Origin of the sequence: Microbulbifer halophilus (genome assembly GCF_026183675.1) — a bacterium.
Taxonomy (GTDB): Bacteria; Pseudomonadota; Gammaproteobacteria; order Pseudomonadales; family Cellvibrionaceae; genus Microbulbifer; species Microbulbifer halophilus.
Genome location: NZ_JAPIVK010000036.1, coordinates 5637 through 26004 on the forward strand (window position 1 = coordinate 5637; position 20368 = coordinate 26004).

At 63.1% G+C, this 20368-nt stretch carries 17 protein-coding genes; 13 read left to right on the plus strand and 4 right to left on the minus strand.

From position 1 onward, the window contains the following. The first annotated feature begins 148 nt into the window (after positions 1-148). The 10 genes from ligA (at position 149) to OQE62_RS16150 (ending at position 11600) form a co-directional block, all read left to right on the plus strand. The gene (ligA, locus tag OQE62_RS16105) at positions 149-2188 is read left to right on the plus strand and encodes an NAD-dependent DNA ligase LigA (RefSeq protein ID WP_265723067.1); all 2040 of its coding nucleotides are present in this window, start codon (positions 149-151) and stop codon (positions 2186-2188) included. 290 nt (positions 2189-2478) lie between these two features. Further along, a complete protein-coding gene (locus OQE62_RS16110; RefSeq protein WP_265723068.1) occupies positions 2479-2913 on the plus strand; it encodes a hypothetical protein in 435 nt (144 codons plus the stop codon). 153 nt (positions 2914-3066) lie between these two features. Next, complete coding sequence (locus OQE62_RS16115) at positions 3067-3510, plus strand: DUF4399 domain-containing protein (protein WP_265723069.1); 444 nt, start codon at positions 3067-3069, stop codon at positions 3508-3510. A 61-nt stretch (positions 3511-3571) separates the two neighbouring features. Then, a complete protein-coding gene (locus OQE62_RS16120) occupies positions 3572-4966 on the plus strand; it encodes a class II fumarate hydratase (protein ID WP_265723070.1) in 1395 nt (464 codons plus the stop codon). Positions 4967-5244: 278 nt separating this feature from the next. Next, a complete protein-coding gene (locus OQE62_RS16125) occupies positions 5245-5448 on the plus strand; it encodes a hypothetical protein (RefSeq protein ID WP_265723071.1) in 204 nt (67 codons plus the stop codon). Beyond that, positions 5449-6501 (plus strand): AraC family transcriptional regulator, encoded by a 1053-nt coding sequence (locus tag OQE62_RS16130; protein WP_265723072.1) that lies wholly within the window; start codon positions 5449-5451, stop codon positions 6499-6501. A 179-nt stretch (positions 6502-6680) separates the two neighbouring features. After that, the gene (locus tag OQE62_RS16135) at positions 6681-8474 is read left to right on the plus strand and encodes an acyl-CoA dehydrogenase C-terminal domain-containing protein (RefSeq protein WP_265723073.1); all 1794 of its coding nucleotides are present in this window, start codon (positions 6681-6683) and stop codon (positions 8472-8474) included. A gap of 129 nt (positions 8475-8603) precedes the next feature. Beyond that, positions 8604-8873, plus strand: a complete 270-nt coding sequence (locus OQE62_RS16140; RefSeq protein WP_265723074.1) for an SCP2 sterol-binding domain-containing protein — start codon at positions 8604-8606, stop codon at positions 8871-8873. Between the two features lie 166 nt (positions 8874-9039). Further along, on the plus strand, positions 9040-10677 hold the full coding sequence (locus OQE62_RS16145) for an AMP-binding protein (RefSeq protein ID WP_265723075.1): 1638 nt from the start codon (positions 9040-9042) through the stop codon (positions 10675-10677). A 443-nt stretch (positions 10678-11120) separates the two neighbouring features. Then, positions 11121-11600 (plus strand): phosphate-starvation-inducible PsiE family protein, encoded by a 480-nt coding sequence (locus tag OQE62_RS16150; RefSeq protein ID WP_265723076.1) that lies wholly within the window; start codon positions 11121-11123, stop codon positions 11598-11600. Between the two features lie 180 nt (positions 11601-11780). Here OQE62_RS16150 and OQE62_RS16155 read toward each other — a convergent pair whose 3' ends face one another. The 3 genes from OQE62_RS16155 to OQE62_RS16165 form a co-directional block, all read right to left on the minus strand. After that, positions 11781-13559 (minus strand): M28 family metallopeptidase, encoded by a 1779-nt coding sequence (locus OQE62_RS16155; RefSeq protein ID WP_265723077.1) that lies wholly within the window; start codon positions 13557-13559, stop codon positions 11781-11783. Between the two features lie 217 nt (positions 13560-13776). Further along, positions 13777-14898, minus strand: coding sequence for a M14 family metallopeptidase (locus OQE62_RS16160; protein WP_265723078.1), 1122 nt, complete (start codon positions 14896-14898; stop codon positions 13777-13779). Positions 14899-15314: 416 nt separating this feature from the next. Then, positions 15315-15896 (minus strand): lipid-binding SYLF domain-containing protein, encoded by a 582-nt coding sequence (locus tag OQE62_RS16165; protein ID WP_265723079.1) that lies wholly within the window; start codon positions 15894-15896, stop codon positions 15315-15317. A 187-nt stretch (positions 15897-16083) separates the two neighbouring features. Between OQE62_RS16165 and OQE62_RS16170 the strand changes: the two genes are divergently transcribed. After that, entirely contained in the window at positions 16084-16557 is a 474-nt protein-coding gene (locus OQE62_RS16170) for a hypothetical protein (protein WP_265723080.1), read from the plus strand. Positions 16558-16870: 313 nt separating this feature from the next. On the opposite strand, the gene OQE62_RS16175 is transcribed toward OQE62_RS16170, so the two are convergent. After that, the gene (locus tag OQE62_RS16175) at positions 16871-17875 is read right to left on the minus strand and encodes an AraC family transcriptional regulator (protein ID WP_265723081.1); all 1005 of its coding nucleotides are present in this window, start codon (positions 17873-17875) and stop codon (positions 16871-16873) included. Between the two features lie 188 nt (positions 17876-18063). On the opposite strand from OQE62_RS16175, the gene OQE62_RS16180 reads away from it, so the two are divergent. Next, positions 18064-19422 (plus strand): flavin-containing monooxygenase, encoded by a 1359-nt coding sequence (locus OQE62_RS16180; protein WP_265723082.1) that lies wholly within the window; start codon positions 18064-18066, stop codon positions 19420-19422. Further along, on the plus strand, positions 19419-20363 hold the full coding sequence (locus OQE62_RS16185; RefSeq protein WP_265723083.1) for a bile acid:sodium symporter family protein: 945 nt from the start codon (positions 19419-19421) through the stop codon (positions 20361-20363). The genes OQE62_RS16180 and OQE62_RS16185 overlap by 4 nt, the downstream gene beginning before the upstream one ends. Positions 20364-20368 lie beyond the last annotated feature (5 nt).

Below are 20368 nucleotides of genomic sequence, written 5' to 3' on the forward strand. Positions count from 1 at the left end.
GGCCGGGGGAGAGGGGCGCCGATCGATGCCCCTCTCCCCCGGATCAAGTCCGGCGCAGGCTCTAACCCTCTCCCGGTGGGAGAGGGAACTGTTCCGTGCCAGAAACCGACCCCCTACTATAAGCATTTCCCATTTTTGCGAACAAAGAATGGCCAATAAAAAAATCCCCACCGAAAAACACCAGCGCGCCGAAGAACTGCATGAAATCCTGCAACGCGCCAACTACCACTACTACGTCCTCGACAACCCGGAACTGCCGGACGCCGAATACGACCGCCGCCTGCGCGAGCTGCAGGAGCTGGAAACGGAATACCCGCAACTGGTCACCCCGGATTCCCCCACCCAGCGCGTCGGCGCCGAGCCGCTGAAAGAGTTCGCCGAGGTGCGCCACGAAGTGCCCATGCTGTCGCTGGACAACGCCTTCGGCGACGACGAACTGCTGGAGTTCGATCGCCGCGTGCGCGACCGCCTGAATACCGACAAGCCGGTCGAATACGCCTGCGAGCCCAAACTGGACGGTATCGCCATCAGCCTGCTGTACCGCGACGGGCTGCTGGAGCGGGCCGCCACCCGCGGCGATGGCACCACCGGCGAGGATATCACCCAGAATGTGCGCACCATCGGCTCGGTGCCGCTGAAGCTGCTGGAAGACGGTGTACCGGATGTACTGGAAGTGCGCGGTGAAATCTATATGCCCAAGGCCGGCTTCGCCGAGATGAATCGCGCGGCGGCGAAGGCCGGCGAGAAAACCTTCGTCAACCCGCGCAATGCCGCCGCCGGCAGCCTGCGCCAGCTGGATTCGCGCATCACCGCGAAGCGGCCGCTGGAGCTGTGTGTCTACGGTGTGGGTCTGCTGGAGGGCGGCAGCCTGCCGGGCAAGCACACGGAAATCCTGCAGCAGTTGAATCGCTGGGGCTTCCGCATCAACAGCGAGATGGCCGCGGCGAAGGATATTCAGGCCTGTATCGACTATTACAAAGAGCTGGGCGAGAAGCGCGGCGAACTGGCCTACGATATCGACGGCATCGTCTACAAGGTCAACGATATCGGCCTGCAGCGCCGCCTGGGCTTTGTCGCCCGTGCGCCCCGCTGGGCCATGGCCTACAAGTTCCCGGCCCAGGAGGAGATGACGCTGCTGAAGGATGTGGAATTCCAGGTGGGCCGCACCGGCGCGGTTACGCCGGTGGCGCGGCTGGAGCCGGTATTTGTTGGTGGTGTGACCGTCTCCAACGCCACCCTGCACAATCGCGACGAAATCGAGCGCCTGGGTGTCAAGATCGGCGATACCGTGGTAATCCGCCGCGCCGGCGACGTGATTCCGCAGGTGGTTTCGGTAGTGGCCGCCAAGCGGTCGAACAAGGCCCGCAATATCGTTTTTCCGGATCACTGCCCGGTGTGCGATTCGCCGGTGGAGTCGGTGCCCGGCGAGGCGGTACTGCGCTGCAGCGGCGGCCTTATCTGCAGTGCCCAGCGCAAGCAGGCGATCAAGCATTTCGCATCGCGCAAGGCCATGGATATCGACGGCCTCGGCGACAAGCTGGTGGAACAGCTGGTGGACGAGGGGCTGCTGCACTCGGTTTCCGGCCTCTACGACCTGACCCTGGAACAGGTGGCCGGCCTGGAGCGCATGGGGCAGAAGTCCGCCCGGAATCTGCTCGATGCGCTGGAGCGCAGCAAGGACACCACCCTGCCGAAGTTCCTCTACGCCCTGGGCATCCGCGAAGTGGGCGAGACCACGGCGCGCAACCTGGCGCGACACTTCGGCGACCTGGAGCCGCTGATGCAGGCGGACGGGGAGGCCCTGCGGGAAGTGGACGACGTGGGCCCGGTGGTGGCGCACTTCGTGGCCGAGTTTTTCGACCAGCCCCACGCGCAGGAAGAGATTGAGGCGCTGCGCCAGGCGGGCGTGCACTGGGCGCCGGAAGAGCAGGGTGGCGAGGATCGGCCGCTGTCGGGCCAGACCTGGGTGCTGACCGGCAAACTGGAAACCCTGTCGCGCAGTGAGGCCAAGGACTATCTGCTGCGGATGGGCGCCAAGGTGGCCGGCAGTGTTTCGGCGAACACCGATACTGTGGTCGCCGGCCCCGGTGCCGGTTCCAAGCTGAACAAGGCGCGGGAACTTGATGTTGCCACCATGGACGAGGACGAGTTCCTGGAGATGCTGCGGGGGCGTGGTATCGAAATCTAGGGGGATCGGAGGGAGGCCCTCTCCCTAGCCCTCTCCCGGTGGGAGAGGGGACTGGCTCGGTGGTTGTAGAGGACTGGGTGGAGAGTATTCCTCCAGATGCCGAAGACAAAGCTCCCCTCTCCCTCCGGGAGAGGGGCCGGGGGAGAGGGCGCGTCCGTTGCCCGCCCAGCCGTTCTTCATTTGCGATCCCGGTTATGGCTTTCTATTCCCGCGGCCGTTAAAGTGGGCCATCGAGTTTTCTTGTCTGCCGGTGAATTTTCAACCGGCAACCCGCGCTGAGGACGAACATTGTGGTACAGGGCGATCAGGAATCCATTGTCTACGGATGTATCAAAGACAGTAACAGCCTCGCCGGCGGTTCCGGCCGGCGCCGGATCAACCGCGAGGCGGTGCTGGCGCTGCCGGGGGCGGACGAGTGGCCCTTCCTGTGCCGCGATATGTTTTCCATTCCCACCATCAAGTTGAAGCAGTCCCGGTACCAGACGGACGTGATCCATTTCGGCGCCTCCTACCGCGCCGTCGAGTACGAGTGGAATCACTGGATCCAGAAATTCGAGGAACTGCTGCGCAGCATGTACTGGGTGTCCGCCACGGTCCACCTGGAAACCGAGCTCTCCGGTATCCACTCCTTCACCTGGGAGGCCGCGGGCCTCTACCACGAGCCGGGCAGTGGCGATATGCAGGTGCGCTGCGAGTGGACCCAGGAGGGGCGCGTCAGCGCCTGAGCGCCGGCCCCGGGCGCCCATCGCCGGGAAACGCCGTTCCCCGAAATCCCCGATATTCGACTTGGCGTTGCGCGGTTGCGGCGATAAGCTGTAAAAGCAATCCTGCGCACCGGTGTTCCGTGCGAACGCCAATCATAGACACAAGGAGTTCCCATGAATGGTTACAAATCCCTCGCCCTTGCCAGTGCACTGCTCTTCGCGCCGTTTCTGCACGCGGCGGAGGACGAGGCGGCCAAGCTGATTTCCGAGGCTCCGGCCGATGCCGAGGTGTATATCATTTCGCCCAAAGATGGTGAAACCGTTGGCAAGACCTTCAAGATCCAGTTCGGCCTGTCCGGCATGGGTGTCGCGCCCGCGGGTGTCGACAGGGAGGGCGCCGGTCATCACCACCTGCTGATCGACATGGACGAAATGCCCGACATGACCAAGCCGCTGCCGGCCAGCGACCAGTTGATCCACTTCGGCGGCGGCCAGACCGAAACCGAAGTCACACTGCCGCCGGGCAAGCACACCCTGCAGCTGGTGCTGGGGAACTATCTGCATATTCCGTTCAAGAAGCCGGTAGTCTCCGACAAAATCACCGTAACCGTCGAGTAAACCGTCGTCGTGTGTGCGGTTGCCACTTTGCAGGGGGCGCCGCGCACAGCAAAGGTCTGTCATGAGCGAGAAATATCGCGTGGAGAAGGACAGCCTGGGTGAGGTGCAGGTGCCGGCGTCGGCCCTGTACGCCGCCCAGACCCAGCGCGCGCTGGACAACTTCCGCGTCAGCGGCGAGCGGCTGCCGACGGAATTCATCCGTGCGGTGGTGCTGATCAAGAAATCCGCCGCCCAGGCCAACTGCGAGCTGGGCCTGCTGGACGAAGACAGGGCCGCGGCTATCGTCGCCGCCTGCGAAACGGTCGCCGCCATGGGCGAGTCGGATTTCTCCGCCCAGTTTCCCGTCGATATCTACCAGACCGGCTCCGGCACCAGCACCAATATGAATGTGAACGAGGTGCTGGCCCGGATCGCCGCGCGCGACAGCGGCCTGCAGCTGGGGGCCAACGATCACGTCAATATGAGCCAGAGCAGCAACGACGTGATTCCCAGCGCGATTCACGTGTCGGCACTGCTGGCGGTGCGCGACCGGCTGCTGCCGGCGCTGCGGCACCTGTACACGGTGCTGGGCGAGCGGGCGGCGGCGGTGGAGGACGTGGTCAAGACCGGCCGTACCCACCTGATGGACGCGGTGCCCATGACGCTGGGCCAGGAGCTCGGCGCCTGGGCGGCGCAGATCGAGGCCTGCCGCGAGCGTATCCGCGGCACCCTGCCGCGGCTGGCGCAACTGGCCCAGGGCGGTACCGCCATCGGTACCGGCCTGAATGCACACGCCGATTTTGCCGAGCTGTTTGCGCAGAAGCTCAGCGCCAACAGCACCCAGCAGTTCCGCCCTGCGGACAACCGCTTCGCCGCGATCAGCAGCCAGGATACTGCGGTGGAGCTGTCCGGCCAGCTCAGGGTGCTGGCGGTGGCGCAGATGAAGATTGCCAACGACCTGCGCTGGATGAACAGCGGCCCGCTGGCGGGTTTTGCGGAAATCGAACTGGAGGCGCTGCAGCCGGGCAGCAGTATCATGCCGGGCAAGGTGAACCCGGTGATCGCCGAATCGGTGGCGATGGTCGCCGCGCGGGTCATGGGCAACGACGCCACCCTTGGCGTGGCCGGGCAGAGCGGCAATTTCCAGCTCAATGTCATGCTGCCGCTGGTGGCGCAGACGCTGCTGGAGAGTGTCCGCCTGCTCGCCAACGGCACGGAGATGCTGGCCGACAAGGCGATCGCCAGCTTCACCGTGAACCGCTCGCGCATGGAAGCGGCGCTGTCGCGCAACCCGATCCTGGTGACGGCGCTGAATCCGGTGATCGGCTACGCCAAGGCGGCGGAAATCGCCAAGGAGGCCTACCGCAGTGGCCGCCCGGTACTGGACGTGGCTGCGGAAATGACCGACCTGGACGAAAGTGAATTGAAAAAACTGCTCGCTCCCGCGCGCCTGGCGCGGGGCGGACTGATTGAGTAGCCCGGGCGCCTTCCGCTCAGGCAAACAGGGCCAGCCCCATCAGCATGGCCACGGTGAATGCCGACAGGCATTCGATCCATGCGAACAGGTGCCGGATTGTTTTGCGGTCCTCGCGCCGCAGCATTTTTCCACTCATGGCTCGCTCCCCCGGCGTTGACAGGAATCGGGCAATGGCTCACGATTCCGCGCCGCACCGGTCTGTCTATCCTTGAAGGGTAGTGTCGCCGGTCGCCGCCGACCATCTGTCCATTTTGTACCATCGATATTGCGGAAACCCCATGGCCAAGAAGAATCGCCGCTCCTTTATCACCAGTGTGCTCGCCTGCGTGGCCTTCGTGGCAGCGGCCATCTGGAGTTGGGACCTGCCGGTTGAAGATGTCCTCGCGTATCTGGTGCTGTTGCTGGTTTTCCTGCTGGTGATCATCGCCGCGGCACTGGGGGGGGGCGCCCTGCTGAACTGGCTGCGCAGGCGCAGGAAGTAGATGGCGGTCCGGGAAGAGGATATCCGCATCCCCATCGCCTACCTGGAGCGCCTGCTGGATGAGGCGGTCAGCCACGGTTGCGATCGCGGGGAACTGCTGGCCTCGGTGGGTATCGACGAGCGCGAACTGGAGGGCGCCGCGGCCTTTTCCGCGGTGAAATACGGTCGCCTCTACCAGCGGGCCATGTGGCAGGTGCAGGACGAGTGGTTCGGTATGCTCAGTGGCGGCCGGGTGCGCTCCGGTTCCTTTCGCCTGCTGTGCCTGACGGTGGTGAACTGCGCGACCGTGCGCCAGGCAATCACCCTGAGCGCCGAGTTCATGGAGATCTGCCGCGGCTTCAAGGTGAAACCGGTGCTGGAGCCGGCCGACAACGGCCGCGAGCGGGTCGCGATCCGCGGCATCAGCTCCCTGGCCGGGGGCGAGTTCGAGCAGTTGATCGCCGACACGGATCCCGGCGAAATCCGCACCACCCTGGCGGTCTGGCACCGTTTCTACTGCTGGCTGGTGGGGCGCGAGATACCGCTGGCGCGGCTGCACTTCTCCTTCCCCTGCCCGGAGGAATTCCGCACCCTGGCCCAGAGCGAGGCGGGGGAGCTGCTGTTCGACCAGCCCGCAAATGCGCTGGAGTACGACAGCCGCTACCTGGACTACCCGGTGGTGCAGAGTTCGCAGACGGTGGAGGATTTTATCCGCACCGCCCCCTACCACCTGGTGATCAGCGACGGCAGCGCCAACAGTATCAAGACCAAGGTCAAGACGATCCTCAACCGCGATGTGAGCGAATCCATGCCCGCGGCCGAGGTGGTCGCCGAGCGTCTGAACATGTCGGTCACCACCCTGCGCCGTCGCCTGCAGCAGGAGGGCACCTCCTACCAGAAGCTGAAGGACGAGTGCCGCATGGAAGCCGCCTTCCACTACCTGAGCTGCCCCGATCTCTCCAACGGCCAGATCGCCGAGATGCTGGGTTTCGACGAGTCCAGCGCCTTCTTCCGCGCCTTCAAGAAATGGACCGGTATCACGCCGGGCGAGTACCGTAGTCGCAAGGGCGGCTGATGGTCGCCCGCCGGGCCGGGTAGCCAGCACTAATCTGTCACCACTTTGGACGGATTTCGCCATAGAGCGGTTCGGCAGCTTACTACTATGATGAACCAATCGTAAGAATGAGTCACAAGCCTGACTGGCCGGTTTTCCCTCCGGCGGGCGGCTTACAACAGCGAATTGAGGGTAGCAGGATGACCGATATCAAGATTCCACTGCGCGACATGCGCTTCGCCATGCGCGAGCTGCTGGACTGGGACACACACTACGAGTCCCTCGGCTACGAAGAGGCCACGCCGGATCTGGTAGACGCCATCCTGGAAGAGGGCGCCAAGTTCTGCGAGAACGTGCTGGCGCCGCTGAACCAGGTCGGCGACCAGCAGGGCTGCACCTGGAACGACGGCGAAGTCACTACCCCGGAGGGCTTCAAGGAAGCCTACCAGCAGTTCGTCGAGGCCGGCTGGCCGTCGCTGGCGCACAGCCCGGAACACGGCGGCCAGGGCCTGCCCGCGTCGCTGGGTACGGTCATGAGCGAGATGGTGGGTACCAGCAACTGGTCCTGGGGCATGTACCCGGGCCTGTCCCACGGCGCCATGAACACCCTCGAGGCCCACGGCACCGACGAGCAGAAGGATACCTACCTGACCAAGCTGGTGGAGGGCACCTGGACCGGCACCATGTGCCTGACCGAGCCCCACTGCGGTACCGACCTGGGCATCCTGCGCAGCAAGGCGGAACCCAACGACGACGGCTCCTACGACATCACCGGCACCAAGATCTTCATCTCTGCCGGCGAGCACGATATGGCCGAGAACATCGTGCATATCGTGCTGGCGCGCCTGCCCGATGCCCCCGCCGGCACCAAGGGCATCTCCCTGTTTATCGTACCCAAGTTCCTGCCCGCCGCAGACGGCTCCGCGGGTGAGCGCAACGGCGTGACATGCGGTTCCCTGGAACACAAGATGGGTATCCACGGCAACGCCACCGCCGTGCTGAATTTCGACGGCGCCAAAGGCTTCCTGATCGGCCCGCCCAACAAGGGCCTGAACTGCATGTTCACCTTCATGAACACCGCGCGCCTGGGTACCTCCATTCAGGGCCTGGCCCACGCCGAAGCCGGCTTCCAGAAATCCCTGGCCTACGCCAAAGACCGACTGCAGATGCGCTCCCTGAGCGGCCCGAAAAACCCGGACGGTGCGGCCGACCCGATTATCGTGCACCCGGACGTGCGCCGCATGCTGCTGACCCAGAAGGCCTTCGCCGAGGGCGGCCGCATGTTGCTCATGCTGTGTGCGCAGCAGGTGGATCGCACCCACAGGGGCAGCGAAGAGGAAAAGAAAGAGGCCGACGAGCTGCTGGCCTTCCTGACGCCGATCGCCAAGGCCTTCCTGACCGAGACCGGCTTCGAGTCCGCCAACCTGGGCCTGCAGTGCTTTGGCGGCCACGGTTATATTTCCGAGTGGGGCATGGAGCAGAATGTACGCGACGCGCGCATCTCCACCATCTACGAGGGCACCACCGGCATCCAGGCGCTGGATCTTCTCGGGCGCAAGGTACTGATGAGTCAGGGCGAGAAACTGCGCCGTTTCACCAAGATGGTGCACAAGTTCTGCCAGGCGGAGATCGACACCGAGTCGCTGGCGCCCTTCGTGACAAAACTGCAGGAACTGAACCAGCAGTGGGGCGACCTGACCATGAACGTCGGCGCCAAGGCGATGGAAAATCCGGACGAAGTGGGCGCCGCTTCCGTGGACTACCTGATGTACTCCGGCTACGCGGTGCAGGCCTTCCTGTGGGCCCGCGCCGCCAAGGTCGCCAACGACAAACTGGCCGCCGGCGAGGGCGAGGCGGATTTCTACCGCGCCAAACTGGCTACCGCGCGCTTCTACTTCGACCGTATCCTGCCGCGCACCGCGACCCACGCATCGGCGATCGAGAGCGGTGCCGATAACCTGATGGAACTGGACGCGGAACACTTCGCATTCTGATTCCCGCACTAACGAAAAGCCGCCGGAATACCGGCGGTTTTTTTATGGCGCCGCCAGCGGCTTTTTTGTAGAGAGGGTCTAATGCAGCTGCCGGATCAGACAGTCGAGCGCCTGCGGTACCTCACTTGTTTGCACCCACTCACTCGGGTACAGTTCCGGCTTCCCGACGCCAGTGATTTTTATGTCCTGTTGTCGCTGGAAGCCGACGGTGTCTCGGCGGTTTCACGCTACGGTGAAGCGCCGGAGCCAGCGCTGACGCTGGAAATGTCGAACAGCACATTAAGTGCTATATTGGATGGCCGCCTGAGTGCCCGGCACGCGTTTCTCCTCGGTGAGATCCGCTATTCCGGCGACCGGGACCTGGCCGCCTCGCTGGCCGACCTGTTTCCGGCCGGCTGACAGCCGTTGCGCCCTTCGAAGTATTTTGGCAAAGACCGGAATGCAGCCGTTAAAAATTGCGGCTGCAGCCAGATAAACAATAATCAAGGTCCGGGGCGACTCCCCCAGCGGGATATCGTCTATAAACGGACAGGCGACAACAACAAACAGGACTGGGAGAAGACAGTTGGATATCGACCGCAGCATTCTCGACGTATTTTCTAACGCCTGCACCAAATTCGGTGACAGGCCGGCCTTTAGTTGCCTCGGGCAGACGCTGAGCGTCGGCGACATCGACAAACTGAGCGCCCGATTCGCCGCCTACCTGCAGAATCATACGGATCTTGAGCCCGGTGATCGTATCGCGGTGCAATTGCCGAACGTCCTGCAGTACCCGGTGGCGGTGTTCGGTGCCCTGCGCGCCGGCCTCGTGGTCGTGAATACCAACCCGCTCTACTCCCGCCGGGAACTGAAACACCAGTTGAACGACTCCGGTGCCAAGGCGCTGGTGGTACTGGCGAATATCGCCGACACCGCCGCCCAGATTGTCGCTGAAACCGACGTCAAACAGGTGATCGTCAGCGAGATCGCCGACCTGCACAATCCGTTCAAGCGTGTATTGATCAATGGCGTCGCCAAGTACGTCAAGAAAATGGTGCCGGACTTTTCCTTCTCCAATCAGGTGAACTTCCGCGACGCCATGACCATGGGCGGCAACCAGCCGCACGAGGACGTGCAGCGCTCGCCGGACGATATCGCTGTGCTGCAGTACACCGGTGGTACCACTGGCGTGGCCAAGGGCGCCATGCTGACCAACCGCAACCTGGTGGCCAATATGGAACAGGTGCGCGAGGCGCTGGGCGATTCCATGAAAGAGGGCGAGGAGTTCTACGTGGCGCCGCTGCCGCTGTATCATATCTACGCCTTCACCATTCACTGCATGTGCCTTTTCTCCACCGGCAACCACTCGCTGCTGATTCCCAACCCGCGGGATATCCCGGGCTTTGCCAAAACCCTGAAGGGTCTGCGCATTACCGGTTTCGTCGGCCTGAACACCCTGTTTAACGGCCTGATGCGCTGCCCGGAATTCGCCGAACTGGACTTCAGCAAGCTGCACACCACCTGTTCCGGTGGCATGGCACTGACCCGCGATACCGCCAAGCGCTGGGAGGAGATGACCGGCTGTGTGGTAACAGAGGGTTACGGCCTGACCGAGACTTCGCCGGTGGTGTCCTTCAATCCCGCCGAGGCGGTGCAGATGGGCACCGTGGGGGTGGCGGTACCGGGCACCGAGGTCAAGGTGATCGACGAGAATGGCAACGACCTGCCCAACAATTCCCCCGGCGAACTGTGCGTGCGCGGTCCGCAGGTGATGAAAGGCTACTGGCAGCGCCCCGAGGCCACGGCGGAATCCATCGACAGCGAAGGCTGGTTCAGCACCGGCGATATGGCAGTGATCCAGGATGACGGCTATATCAAGATCGTCGACCGCAAGAAGGACATGATCAACGTATCCGGCTTCAACGTCTATCCGAACGAGATCGAGGACGTGGTCAGCGCCCATGACAAGGTGGCGGAAGCGGCGGCCATCGGTGTCCCGAACGAAAAGAGCGGCGAGCAGGTGAAACTGTTCGTGGTCAAGGCGGAAGACTCCCTGACCGAGGAGGAAGTGATCGCCTACTGCCGCGAAAATATGACCGCCTACAAGGTACCCAAGGAGATCGAGTTCCGAGAGGACCTGCCGAAGACCAACGTTGGCAAGATACTCCGCCGCGAATTGCGCGACGAGGAACTGAAAAAGATCGAGACTGCGGTCAGCGCCTGATTTTTCATACCGTCAAGGCTCTTTTGGAGTCCAGCATCCACTCGATGCGGTCGTCATTCCGGATCGAGTCCGGGATGACGGCTCCGGGAGGAAGCTGAACCCCGAAACTGGAGTTAAAACAAAAGCCCCGCCGGAAACGACGGGGCTTTTCTGCTTCAGGGCAGCCTGTTTTTGCCGGACACCATCGGTACTCGGCAGTTTCCGGCTGCCGTTGTGGCCGCTGATGTGGATCGCCCTGACAACCTTCCGGCGCCAGTGGCATATGGACAGGCAGAAGATGGGTTTTGACGAAAAACGTATGTTTGGGGACGGCTTCGATGTGGCTATCAGGGCTTGAGTGGTGCTCACAGGGAGGTGCGACGCAATCTGCGCTATAAATAGTAGATCCCCGAAAGGGCTGAGAGCTGCGGGGCATTCTTTACTGACAGACCCTGGAGCGGGCGATGGCAGATCGCGACGAACGGCATACATTGATTCACGAGGAGTTGCCCAAAGAGCACGATGATCCCCTGATCCGGGTTCTGCATCTGGTAATCCGGAACTCTATACGAGTGCTGGCGGTGCTGATGGTGCTGGTGATCGTCTGGGGTGTTGCCGACGTGGTACTGGTGCTGTACCAGCGCCTGATGACCGAGCCGGCCTTCCTGCTCGATTACAATGACTTATTCGATGTGTTCGGCGCCTTTATGCTGGTGCTGATCGCCATAGAGATCTTCATCAATATCCGCCTCTATTTGGGTTCCTATGTGATTCCGATTCAGCTGGTGATGGCCACGGCGTTAATGGCCATCGCGAGGAAGGTGATCGTGATGGATCTCGATGATATTTCCCCCCATTATATTTTTGCGATCGCCGCCGTGGTACTGGCCCTCGGTGTCGCTTATTGGCTGGTGGCAAAAAAGGCGCATCGCCAGGATTACTGAATGAGGGCCCTACAAGGGCGGGCAATGTGATGCAGATGAACAAGGGGATATCGCCGCTATCGGGGCCGCTTTTGTGGCAACCTGATATCAGTGCGGCGATCCGTTGGGGGAAGGGGCGAACGCAAGGTTCGTCCCTACAGTAAATTCCTTCCGCAAAAAGAGGAGGGTGGTTTTTCCTTTCTAATCTCGGCTGTCGGCACTGGCATCGCGGATTGCGCGGAACTCGTTACCTTCATACCAGTTGGGCCAGTCGCGGCTGTTGGCCAGTTGCAGCCCGAGCTGTAGACCCAGTTGCAGGTCCATGGCCGCACCCTTCAGGTTCCAGTCCGGATCGTACTCGTCGCCCGGCTTGTGGTAGGCGTGGGCGGTGTACTCTTCCAGTTTTTGCTGTGCCCACTCGCGGCCGTGCTCGAAGCTGTCGCTGCCGGAGTCGAAATAGAGCATCGGCACGCCTTTCTTGGCCAGGCTGAAGTGGTCGGAGCGGTAGAAGTAGCCGCGTTCCGGATGTTCTTCCGGTGCCAGGTAGCGGCCCTGCTTTTGCGCGGTTTTTTCCAGCAGTTTTTCCAGCTCGCTGTTGCCGTAACCCACCACGATCACGTCGCGCATCGGGCCCAGCACGCCCATGGCGTCGAAGTTGATGCCGGCTACGGTCTTCTCCAGCGGCACCACCGGGTTGGCGGCGTAGTACTTGGATCCCAGCAGGCCGGATTCTTCGGCAGTGACGGCAACGAAGACCAGCGAGCGCTTGGGGCGCTCCGGCATTGCCGCGGCCTGGCGCGCCATGGCCAGCAGGCCGGCGGTGCCGGTGGCGTTGTCGACGGCACCGTTGAAGATATGGTCTTCGCCCGCGGTATTTTCGTTAATACCCAGGTGATCCCAGTGGGCGGTATAGATGACTGCCTCGTCCGGGTGTTCGGTGCCGGGCAATTTGGCTACCACGTTGCGCGAGTCGGAGGTGCGCAGCTGGTTTTTCAGTTTGACACTGGCGTTCAGGTTCAAGGGCTTGGCCTTGAAGTCGCGGTTCTTGGCCGCCTCCGTTTCCACAGCCAGATCCAGGCCGGCGGCCTCGAAAATCGCTTTGGCGGAATCATCGGTCATCCACGCCTCCACGGCGACGCGGTCGGTATTTTTATCCTCCGCGGCCAGGCTGATCTGGGTGCCGGACCAGCTGCCGCTGACCACTTCCCACGGATAGCCGGCGGCGCCGGTCTCGTGGATGACGATGGCGCCGTCGGCGCCCTGGCGGGCCGCTTCCACGAATTTATAGCTCCAGCGGCCGTAGTAGGTCATGGCGTTGCCGTTGAACAGGTTTTCGTCCTGGGTGGCGTAGCCCGGGTCATTGACCAGGATCACGGCGGTTTTACCGCTCATGTCCAGGCCCGCGTAGTCGTTCCAGTCGTTCTCCGGCGCGACGATACCGTAGCCGACGAACACCAGTTCGCTCTCCTCCAGTACGGACGATTCGGTCTGGCGCTGGGTGAAGGCGACCATATCGGTCAGCGGTTGCAATTCCCTGTCGAAATTGTCGCCGCTGATTTCCATGGGCGTGGATTCGATCTGCATCTCCACCACCGGCACCTGCTGGAACCAGCTGGGGTTGCCGTCGGCGTCGGTGGCGCCGGGTTCCAGGCCCAGCTCCTCGAACTGGTCCGCCAGGTAGTTGACGGTTTTCTCTTCGCCCTCTGTGGCCGGCGCGCGGCCCTCGTAGGCGTCGGAGGCAAGGATTTTTACGTACTTATGCAGGTCGGCGGCCATGGTGTCCACCTGGGCCTGTTCGGTGTCGCTCAATTGCGGTTTGCCGGCCGGGGCGGCGCTTTCGTTCTGCACTGGCTGCTGTTCGGCCTGCGGCGCGGTTTCTGCGGTGGTTTCGGTATTGGGGGTTTCCTTGCCGCAGGCGGCCAAGGCGCCGCTGACGGCGACAACCAGGCCGAGGCGGCGCCAGGGGGTCGGTATTTGCATGGTTTCTTCCCGTGAGTCTTATTCCGAGCGAAATAAGGTAGCAAAAAAGCGCGCCGGTGACCGAGATATTCTGTGCTGAAATTTCCCGTTTGCGCAGGAAATTTTAATCGGCAGGGGGGGGAAGCTGTGGCGCGGGCGAGGGGCTGTTGCGGGAGGCCTGCCTTGCAGGCGATTGGCGGGCCTGTCGGCCCGCTTGTCGAACTGGCGCTCTCCTTTCTCAGAGGCTTTTCAACGTCTCCCGGATCGGGAAGAAAATATCCCGCGCCAGCTGCCGGCAGCGATCCGGCGACCAGCCCTCGATCGGGTCTGGCAGGTTGTCGTTGTCCTTGAACGGCATCTCCAGGGTCAGCGCCAGGGTGCGGAACTGGTGGCCACACCAGTTGGTGCCCACGGTCATGTTGGCTTCGCCGGGTTTGTCCAGATCGTAGCCACGCTCGGTCTGGAAGTCCGGGCTGGCGGCAACGAAGGCGCGCTTGAAGGTGTCCTCCAGTTTTGCGTGGCGCTCGTCGTAGCCGGGAACTCCCTCGCAGGCGGCGACGAAATTGAACGGCAGCGCCTCGTCGCCGTGAATGTCGAGGAAGATATCGCCTCCCAGCTCGAGCATCTTTTCGCGCACCAGGTAGACTTCGGGGCTGCGCTCCATGCTCGGTTCCTGCCATTCGCGGTTGAGGTTGGCGCCGGCCGCATTGGTGCGCAAGTGACCGCGGACGCTGCCGTCCGGGTTCATGTTCGGCACGATATGGAAAACGGTATCGGCGAGCAGCGCCCGCGCGGATGCGTTGGCTTCGTCGAGCAGGGCCTCGAGAAAGCCCTCTACAAACCACTCCGCCATGGTTTCGCCCGGGTGCTGGCGCGCGATCATCCAGACACGGTGTTTCGCCGCAGCTGCGTCGCCGACCGTCAGCAGGCTCATATCGCGGCCGTCGAGGGTCTTGCCCAGGGTTTCCAGCTGGACGCGCTCGTCGAGCTGGGCCCAGGCCAGCAGATCCAGATGGCGCTCCCAGGAGAAGGGGGCGAAGTAGGCGAGGTAGATGGCGGGCCTTTCCAGCTCCACGGCGAAGTCCAGGCTGTTGCCGTCGTACTCCGCATCCACGCGGAACCAGTTGTGGCGATCGTAGGAGGCGCAGACGCGGTAGTTTTCCCAGCCTTCCGGGTAGGCCGCCTTGCCGGCGTTGGCGATGCGCAGCGGATAACTCTTGCCCACTTCGCCCTCCAGGCGGAAATGGAACCACTGGTAGAAATCGGAATTGTTGTCCCGGCGGATGGTCAGTTCCACCGGGTTGCTGTCGGCGTTGGCGACTTCGATATTGCCGCTGTCAAAATCGCTGGTGATATACATTCAATGGCTCCAGTCATCGATCGGGGACAGTGGCCGGCGAATAGCGGTCGGGCATCGACCATCGGCCACTCAGACTGTGCGAAGGATACAGGGGAAGAGGATGGACGGGAAATTCCGGCGCCCATAAAAAAGCACGGTATCCGGAAGGATACCGTGCTTTAGCCATTCCATGGCGGCATCTGCTGCGGCTACTGCTCCCTGGAATTTCCGGTGTCCGACCCCTGGCGACTGCTCACTGCCCGGTCCGATCACACGTGCGTTGGAACGCACCCTCAGAAATTGTGTACTGCTCCCTGACATCTCGCAGCCGATGCTGACTAAAGTTTAGGCATTCAATGCGGGGTTTTGGGGACTGCAAAACAGGTTGGCGTCCGATTGGCCAAGTTTTGTTCGGCTCAGGCCGGCAGAAACCCCGATCAGTCGTAATTCAGCTCCTTGTCTTTCCAGAATTTGGTGCCCTTGAGAGTGGCCTGCAGGACGATGCCGCTTTCGGTGAGCTGGTAGACGCGCATGCCGTCCAGCGCCACTTCGGTGCCCACGGCGGCGCCCTTGTCCTGTGCCTTCGCGGCGGCCTCCGCCTGTCCACCGAAGGACCAGCCCCGGTTGACGAAACGCTGCATGACTTCCGGCGAATCGAACAGGAACAGGGCCCGGAAATCCTTGACGCCGAGGCCGGGACCGAGGCCCAGCCCGCCCATTCTCATATAGGTGCGTTCGCCGGTATCGTTGTCCACCGCCACACCGTAGCCGACGGAAGCGCTGGCCAGCAGTACGCTGACATTGACGTTGCTGAACACCGCGTAGCCGGGCGCCTCGGCCAGCTCTTCGCTGAAATCCGGAATACGCTGGTAGAGCTCTGTGCGCACCTCCCGCTCCGTGCGATCGATATAGTCGCGTTTGTCGATTCCCGTCTGGCCGGGGGCCACGCAGCCGGTGGCCAGCAGGGTGGCGATGAAGAGCCCGCAGAATACGGCGAGGCGCTTGGCGGTAGGTGGCATGCTGTTCTCCGTGGATGGAACCCGATACAGCCATTAAACCAGAGCGGCGCGGAAGGCTCGACCAGTAGTTGCCAGCTTTGCGATCTGGGCCACAGAAGACGTATACGGCGCCACTTCCGGTGCCGCCCGGCTTTCGGTAAGCTTGGCGGTCTGTCACAGAGCCAACTACCGGGAATCGAGAAGAACCATGAACAGATCTGTAAAGCGCGGCGTCGCCGCCAGCTGCCTGCTCGTACTGATGATGAACCTGACCGCCTGCGGCTACTTCCTCTATCCCGAGCGCAAGGGCCAGACCGGCGGCCGGGTGGATCCGGCGGTGGTGGTGCTCGACGGCGCCGCGCTGCTGTTCGGTATCCTGCCGGGCCTCGTCGCCTTCGCGGTGGACTTTACCAACGGCACCATCTACCTGCCGTCCGGCGGCTCCTCCGCCGTCGACCGCCACCTGGGCGCGGTGGATACCGACGCGTCGGAAAAGGTGGTGGACCAGAATGGCCAGGTGTGGCTGAAGATGCCGATCGACGAACTCTCCGATCAGCGCGGACAACTGGGGCAGCTGGGTGAGGCCCTGTCCGACGGCCAGCTCGCGTCCCAGGATATCGTCTGGGTCGAGGACCTGGCCGCGCTGCGCGCCGCGACCGCACGCAATACCGCGTCTCTGTAGTCGCCGGGCCGCGGCGGCTTGGCTGCCGCGGCTGCGAACCGCCGGTTGCGTAAAAGAACAAGAAGCGCCGGACCCATCGCGAATCCCGGCGGATCGCCGCTATGCCCGGCGCGGCGAGGAGTTGCCCCTGCCGTACACGCAGCCGCCGGATGTGGTGTGGTGCGTATGGGGTTGAAGCGGCCGGATACCAGCCACTGGATCCGGTCCTGGAGGCCCCTCTGTCCGCCTCACTGATTTCCCCACCCATCAGCGTCGGAGCCCGCCTGCAGGCTCTCCCGCGGCAGTGTGGTGGCGTAGGGCTGCAAGCGGGCCCTCAGGAGGCGACTTTATCCGACCGGCTGCGGTAGGCCCGGGGCGAGACGCCGGTCCAGCGCCGGAAGGCCTTGCCGAAGGCGCTCTCGTCGCAGTAGCCGAGGGCGGCGGCGATTTCGGCGTTGTTCTGGTGACCCCGGCGCAGCCACTGGCGGGCGTAGTGGCTGCGCACCTGGTCCTGGATGGTGCGGAAGTTGGCGTTTTCCTCCAACAGCTTGCGGCCCAGGTGGCGCGGGCTGATACAGAGTCGACTGGCCACCTGCTCGCGGGTCAGTTGCGGCTCCTGCTGCAACAGGTGCGATACCTGCAGTTGCAGGCTCTTGTGGGTCAGCGCGCGCAGCAGGGCGTCGGCCTCCGGTTTCAGGCGCGCCATCACCTGCTGGTCGGCGGCCACCAGCGGCATTTCCAGGTCCTGCGGGCGCAGGCGGATTGCCGATACCGGCGCGTTGAACTGTACCGGCGTCTGCAATAGCTGCTGGTACTGCTGTTGGATCGCCAGCGACGGTGCCGGATAGGCCAGTTGCACACTCTGGGCGCGGAAGGGATGGCCGGTCATACTGCGGATCTGGGTCAGGCAGGTGGACAGCACCGTTTCCACCCGCAGTCGCGCGCAGCGCAGGAAGTTGGGCTGGTAGCAGAGGTCCACATGGTGGGCGCCGCGGCGCAGCTCGAACTGACCGCCTTCGCCCACCAGCGGGTGGTAGATCAGCAGCTGTTCCATGGCCTCGCCCAGGGTTTTCTGTGTCATCAGCAGGTAGCCCACCAGTCCCATCTGGCTGCTGTGCATGGCCCGGCCGAGTTTGACCCCCAGCAGCGGGTCCGGGTAGGTCTCCTCCAGCGCCAGCCACAGCTGTTCCTGTACGCCCATGGGCACCCGCCGGGATTCGTCGATCCCGGACAAAACCTTGCGCGCAATATCGGGAACTTTCAGTCCGAGGCTGTCCAGTGCCGCGGAAATAGCCCGGGTATAGTTCAGGGTAACGCTTCTGCAGTCCGCGGTTTTCACAATCTATGTCCGTAATTAACCACCGTTTGCCCGATTATGACGATCTGCCGCTGGCTTGTCACGGTATATTGGCGGCAGACTGAATCGGATATTCAGGTTTCGAAATATCAGGAGTCTGTAGAAGGCACTGTGTCGCGGTTCCCTGCTCAAAAATTGAGCTGAATGGCGTAACGATCGGGAGAACAACAGTGAAACCCTATGCGGTAATCGGCGCCGGTCCCATGGGCCTCTGCACGGTGCGCAACCTGCAGAAGTACGGCATTCCCTGTGTCGGCTTTGAAGTCCACGGCAATGTGGGCGGGCTCTGGGATATCGACAGCCCCACCAGCACCCTGTACGAATCGGCGCACCTGATCTCGTCGAAGAAGATGACCGAGTTCGCCGAGTTCCCTATGGCGGAGGCGGTGGCGCCGTATCCGCACCACAGCGAATTGCGCCAGTACTTTCGCGACTATGCGCGGGAGTTCGGTCTCTACAATCGGTACGAATTCAACACGGAAGTGGTGCACTGCGAACGCGATGGCGACGACTGGCGCATCACTACCCGCACGACTGCCGGCGATAGCGCGGGTGAAGAGCAGACCCGTATCTTCGGCGGCCTGCTGATTGCCAACGGCACCTTGCACCACCCGAATATTCCGCAGTTGCCGGGGGAATTCGCTGGCGAGGTGGTGCACTCGTCCGAGTACCGGGATCCGGCCATTTTCGAGGGCAGGCGGGTACTGCTGGTAGGCTGCGGCAACAGCGGTGCAGATATCGCCGTGGACGCGGTGCACCGGGCGGCCAGCGTGGATATCAGCCTGCGCCGCGGCTACTACTTCCTGCCCAAGTTTATCGGCGGCAAACCCACCGACGCAGTGGGCGGCAGGATTCGGCTGCCGCGCTTCGTGCAGCAGCGTATCAGCGCCGCGCTGAGCCGCTTCATACTGGGCCGCCCGGGCCAGTACGGCCTGCCGGAGCCGGACTACAGAATGTTCGAGTCCCACCCGGTGGTCAACTCGTTGATCCTGCACCATATCGGTCACGGCGATATCCGCCCGCAGGGGGATATCGCCAATATCGACGGCAATACCGTGACCTTCAAGGACGGCCGCCGCGGCAACTACGACACCATCCTGCTGGCCACCGGCTACAGGCTGCACTACCCGTTTATCGGCGCCGAACACCTGAACTGGCAGGGCTTTGCGCCGCAGTTCTATCTCAATGCCTTCCATCCCGAATACGACAATCTTTTCCTGATGGGCATGGTGGAGGCCGCCGGCCTCGGCTGGGAGGGGCGCAACGAGCAGGCGGAGCTGGTGGCCCTGTATATCCGCCAGCTGTCGTTCGGCGCCGAATCCGCGCGCCACTTCCGCAGGGTCAAGCGCGAAAAGACCGCGCTGCGGGCAGACGGCGGCATGCAGTACCTGCAACTGGAGCGCATGGCCTACTATGTGCACAAGGAGTCCTACCTGAAAGCACTGCGCGGTCACGCTGCGGACTTGCGGCGGGATCTGGCAAGCCGGGATACTGGTGGATTCGCCAGCAGTGCCGGAGAAACCCAGTGAACCCCGACTTCGATGTGGCCAGCCAGTTCCAGATGTCGCCGGCGGCACTGCTGCTATTGAACGGCGTGCTGGCCTTCATGATGTTCGGCGTCTCCCTGGGGCTGCGCCCGGCGGATTTTGCCGGAGTGCTGCGCCGGCCGCTGGCGCCGGTTACCGGCCTGGTGGCGCAGTTTCTGCTGTTGCCGGCGGCCACCTGCCTGGCGACCTGGTGGTTCCGGGTGGAGCCCGGCCTGGCGCTGGGCATGATCCTGGTGTCCTGCTGCCCCGGCGGTACCTTCTCCAATGTGATGACCTGGATCGGCCGCGCCAGTGTGGCCACCTCGGTGAGCATGACCGCGGTTTCCAGTCTCGCCGCGGTGGTGCTGACCCCGTTCAACTTTGCTCTCTACGGCGACCTCAATCCCCTCACCCGCGGCCTGCTGCAGGAGATAGCGCTGCCGGTCGGCAACATGGTGGCGCTGGTGGTGCTGGTATTGGCGCTGCCAATGCTCGCCGGCATGCTGGTCGGCGCGCGCTTTCCGGGCTTCGCGTGCAGGAGCGAGCGCTATTTCCGCGGCGGCTCCCTGTGCGTGTTCCTGTTGTTCGTGGCGGTTTCCTTCGGCCGGCACTGGCAGACGGCGCTGCAGGTCGCGGGATCGGTGCTGTTGCTGGTGATTGCGCACAATGCGCTGGCCTTCCTGATCGGCAATCTCAGCGGCCGCGCCGCCGGCCTGCCACTGGCGGAGCGGCGCGCGGTCACCATGGAAGTGGGTATCCAGAATTCCGGCCTGGCGCTGGCGATCCTTTTCACCTTCTTCCCGTCCGCCGGGTCGATGCTGGTGGTGGCGGGTTTCTGGGGTGTCTGGCACCTGGTTGCCGGACTGGGCCTGGCTGGCTACTGGAGTTTCGGCAACCGGAAAATGCAGCGGGCGGCGCGCCTGCAGGGCGATCCACAGACCTGACGACA

Coding starts and splice junctions, on each gene's coding strand:
- ligA (WP_265723067.1), top strand. CDS start 149: ATGGCCAATAAAAAAATCCCCACCGAAAAACACCAGCGCGCCGAAGAA.
- OQE62_RS16115 (WP_265723069.1), top strand. CDS start 3,067: ATGAATGGTTACAAATCCCTCGCCCTTGCCAGTGCACTGCTCTTCGCG.
- OQE62_RS16120 (WP_265723070.1), top strand. CDS start 3,572: ATGAGCGAGAAATATCGCGTGGAGAAGGACAGCCTGGGTGAGGTGCAG.
- OQE62_RS16125 (WP_265723071.1), top strand. CDS start 5,245: ATGGCCAAGAAGAATCGCCGCTCCTTTATCACCAGTGTGCTCGCCTGC.
- OQE62_RS16130 (WP_265723072.1), top strand. CDS start 5,449: ATGGCGGTCCGGGAAGAGGATATCCGCATCCCCATCGCCTACCTGGAG.
- OQE62_RS16135 (WP_265723073.1), top strand. CDS start 6,681: ATGACCGATATCAAGATTCCACTGCGCGACATGCGCTTCGCCATGCGC.
- OQE62_RS16150 (WP_265723076.1), top strand. CDS start 11,121: ATGGCAGATCGCGACGAACGGCATACATTGATTCACGAGGAGTTGCCC.
- OQE62_RS16155 (WP_265723077.1), bottom strand. CDS start 13,559: ATGCAAATACCGACCCCCTGGCGCCGCCTCGGCCTGGTTGTCGCCGTC.
- OQE62_RS16160 (WP_265723078.1), bottom strand. CDS start 14,898: ATGTATATCACCAGCGATTTTGACAGCGGCAATATCGAAGTCGCCAAC.
- OQE62_RS16165 (WP_265723079.1), bottom strand. CDS start 15,896: ATGCCACCTACCGCCAAGCGCCTCGCCGTATTCTGCGGGCTCTTCATC.
- OQE62_RS16170 (WP_265723080.1), top strand. CDS start 16,084: ATGAACAGATCTGTAAAGCGCGGCGTCGCCGCCAGCTGCCTGCTCGTA.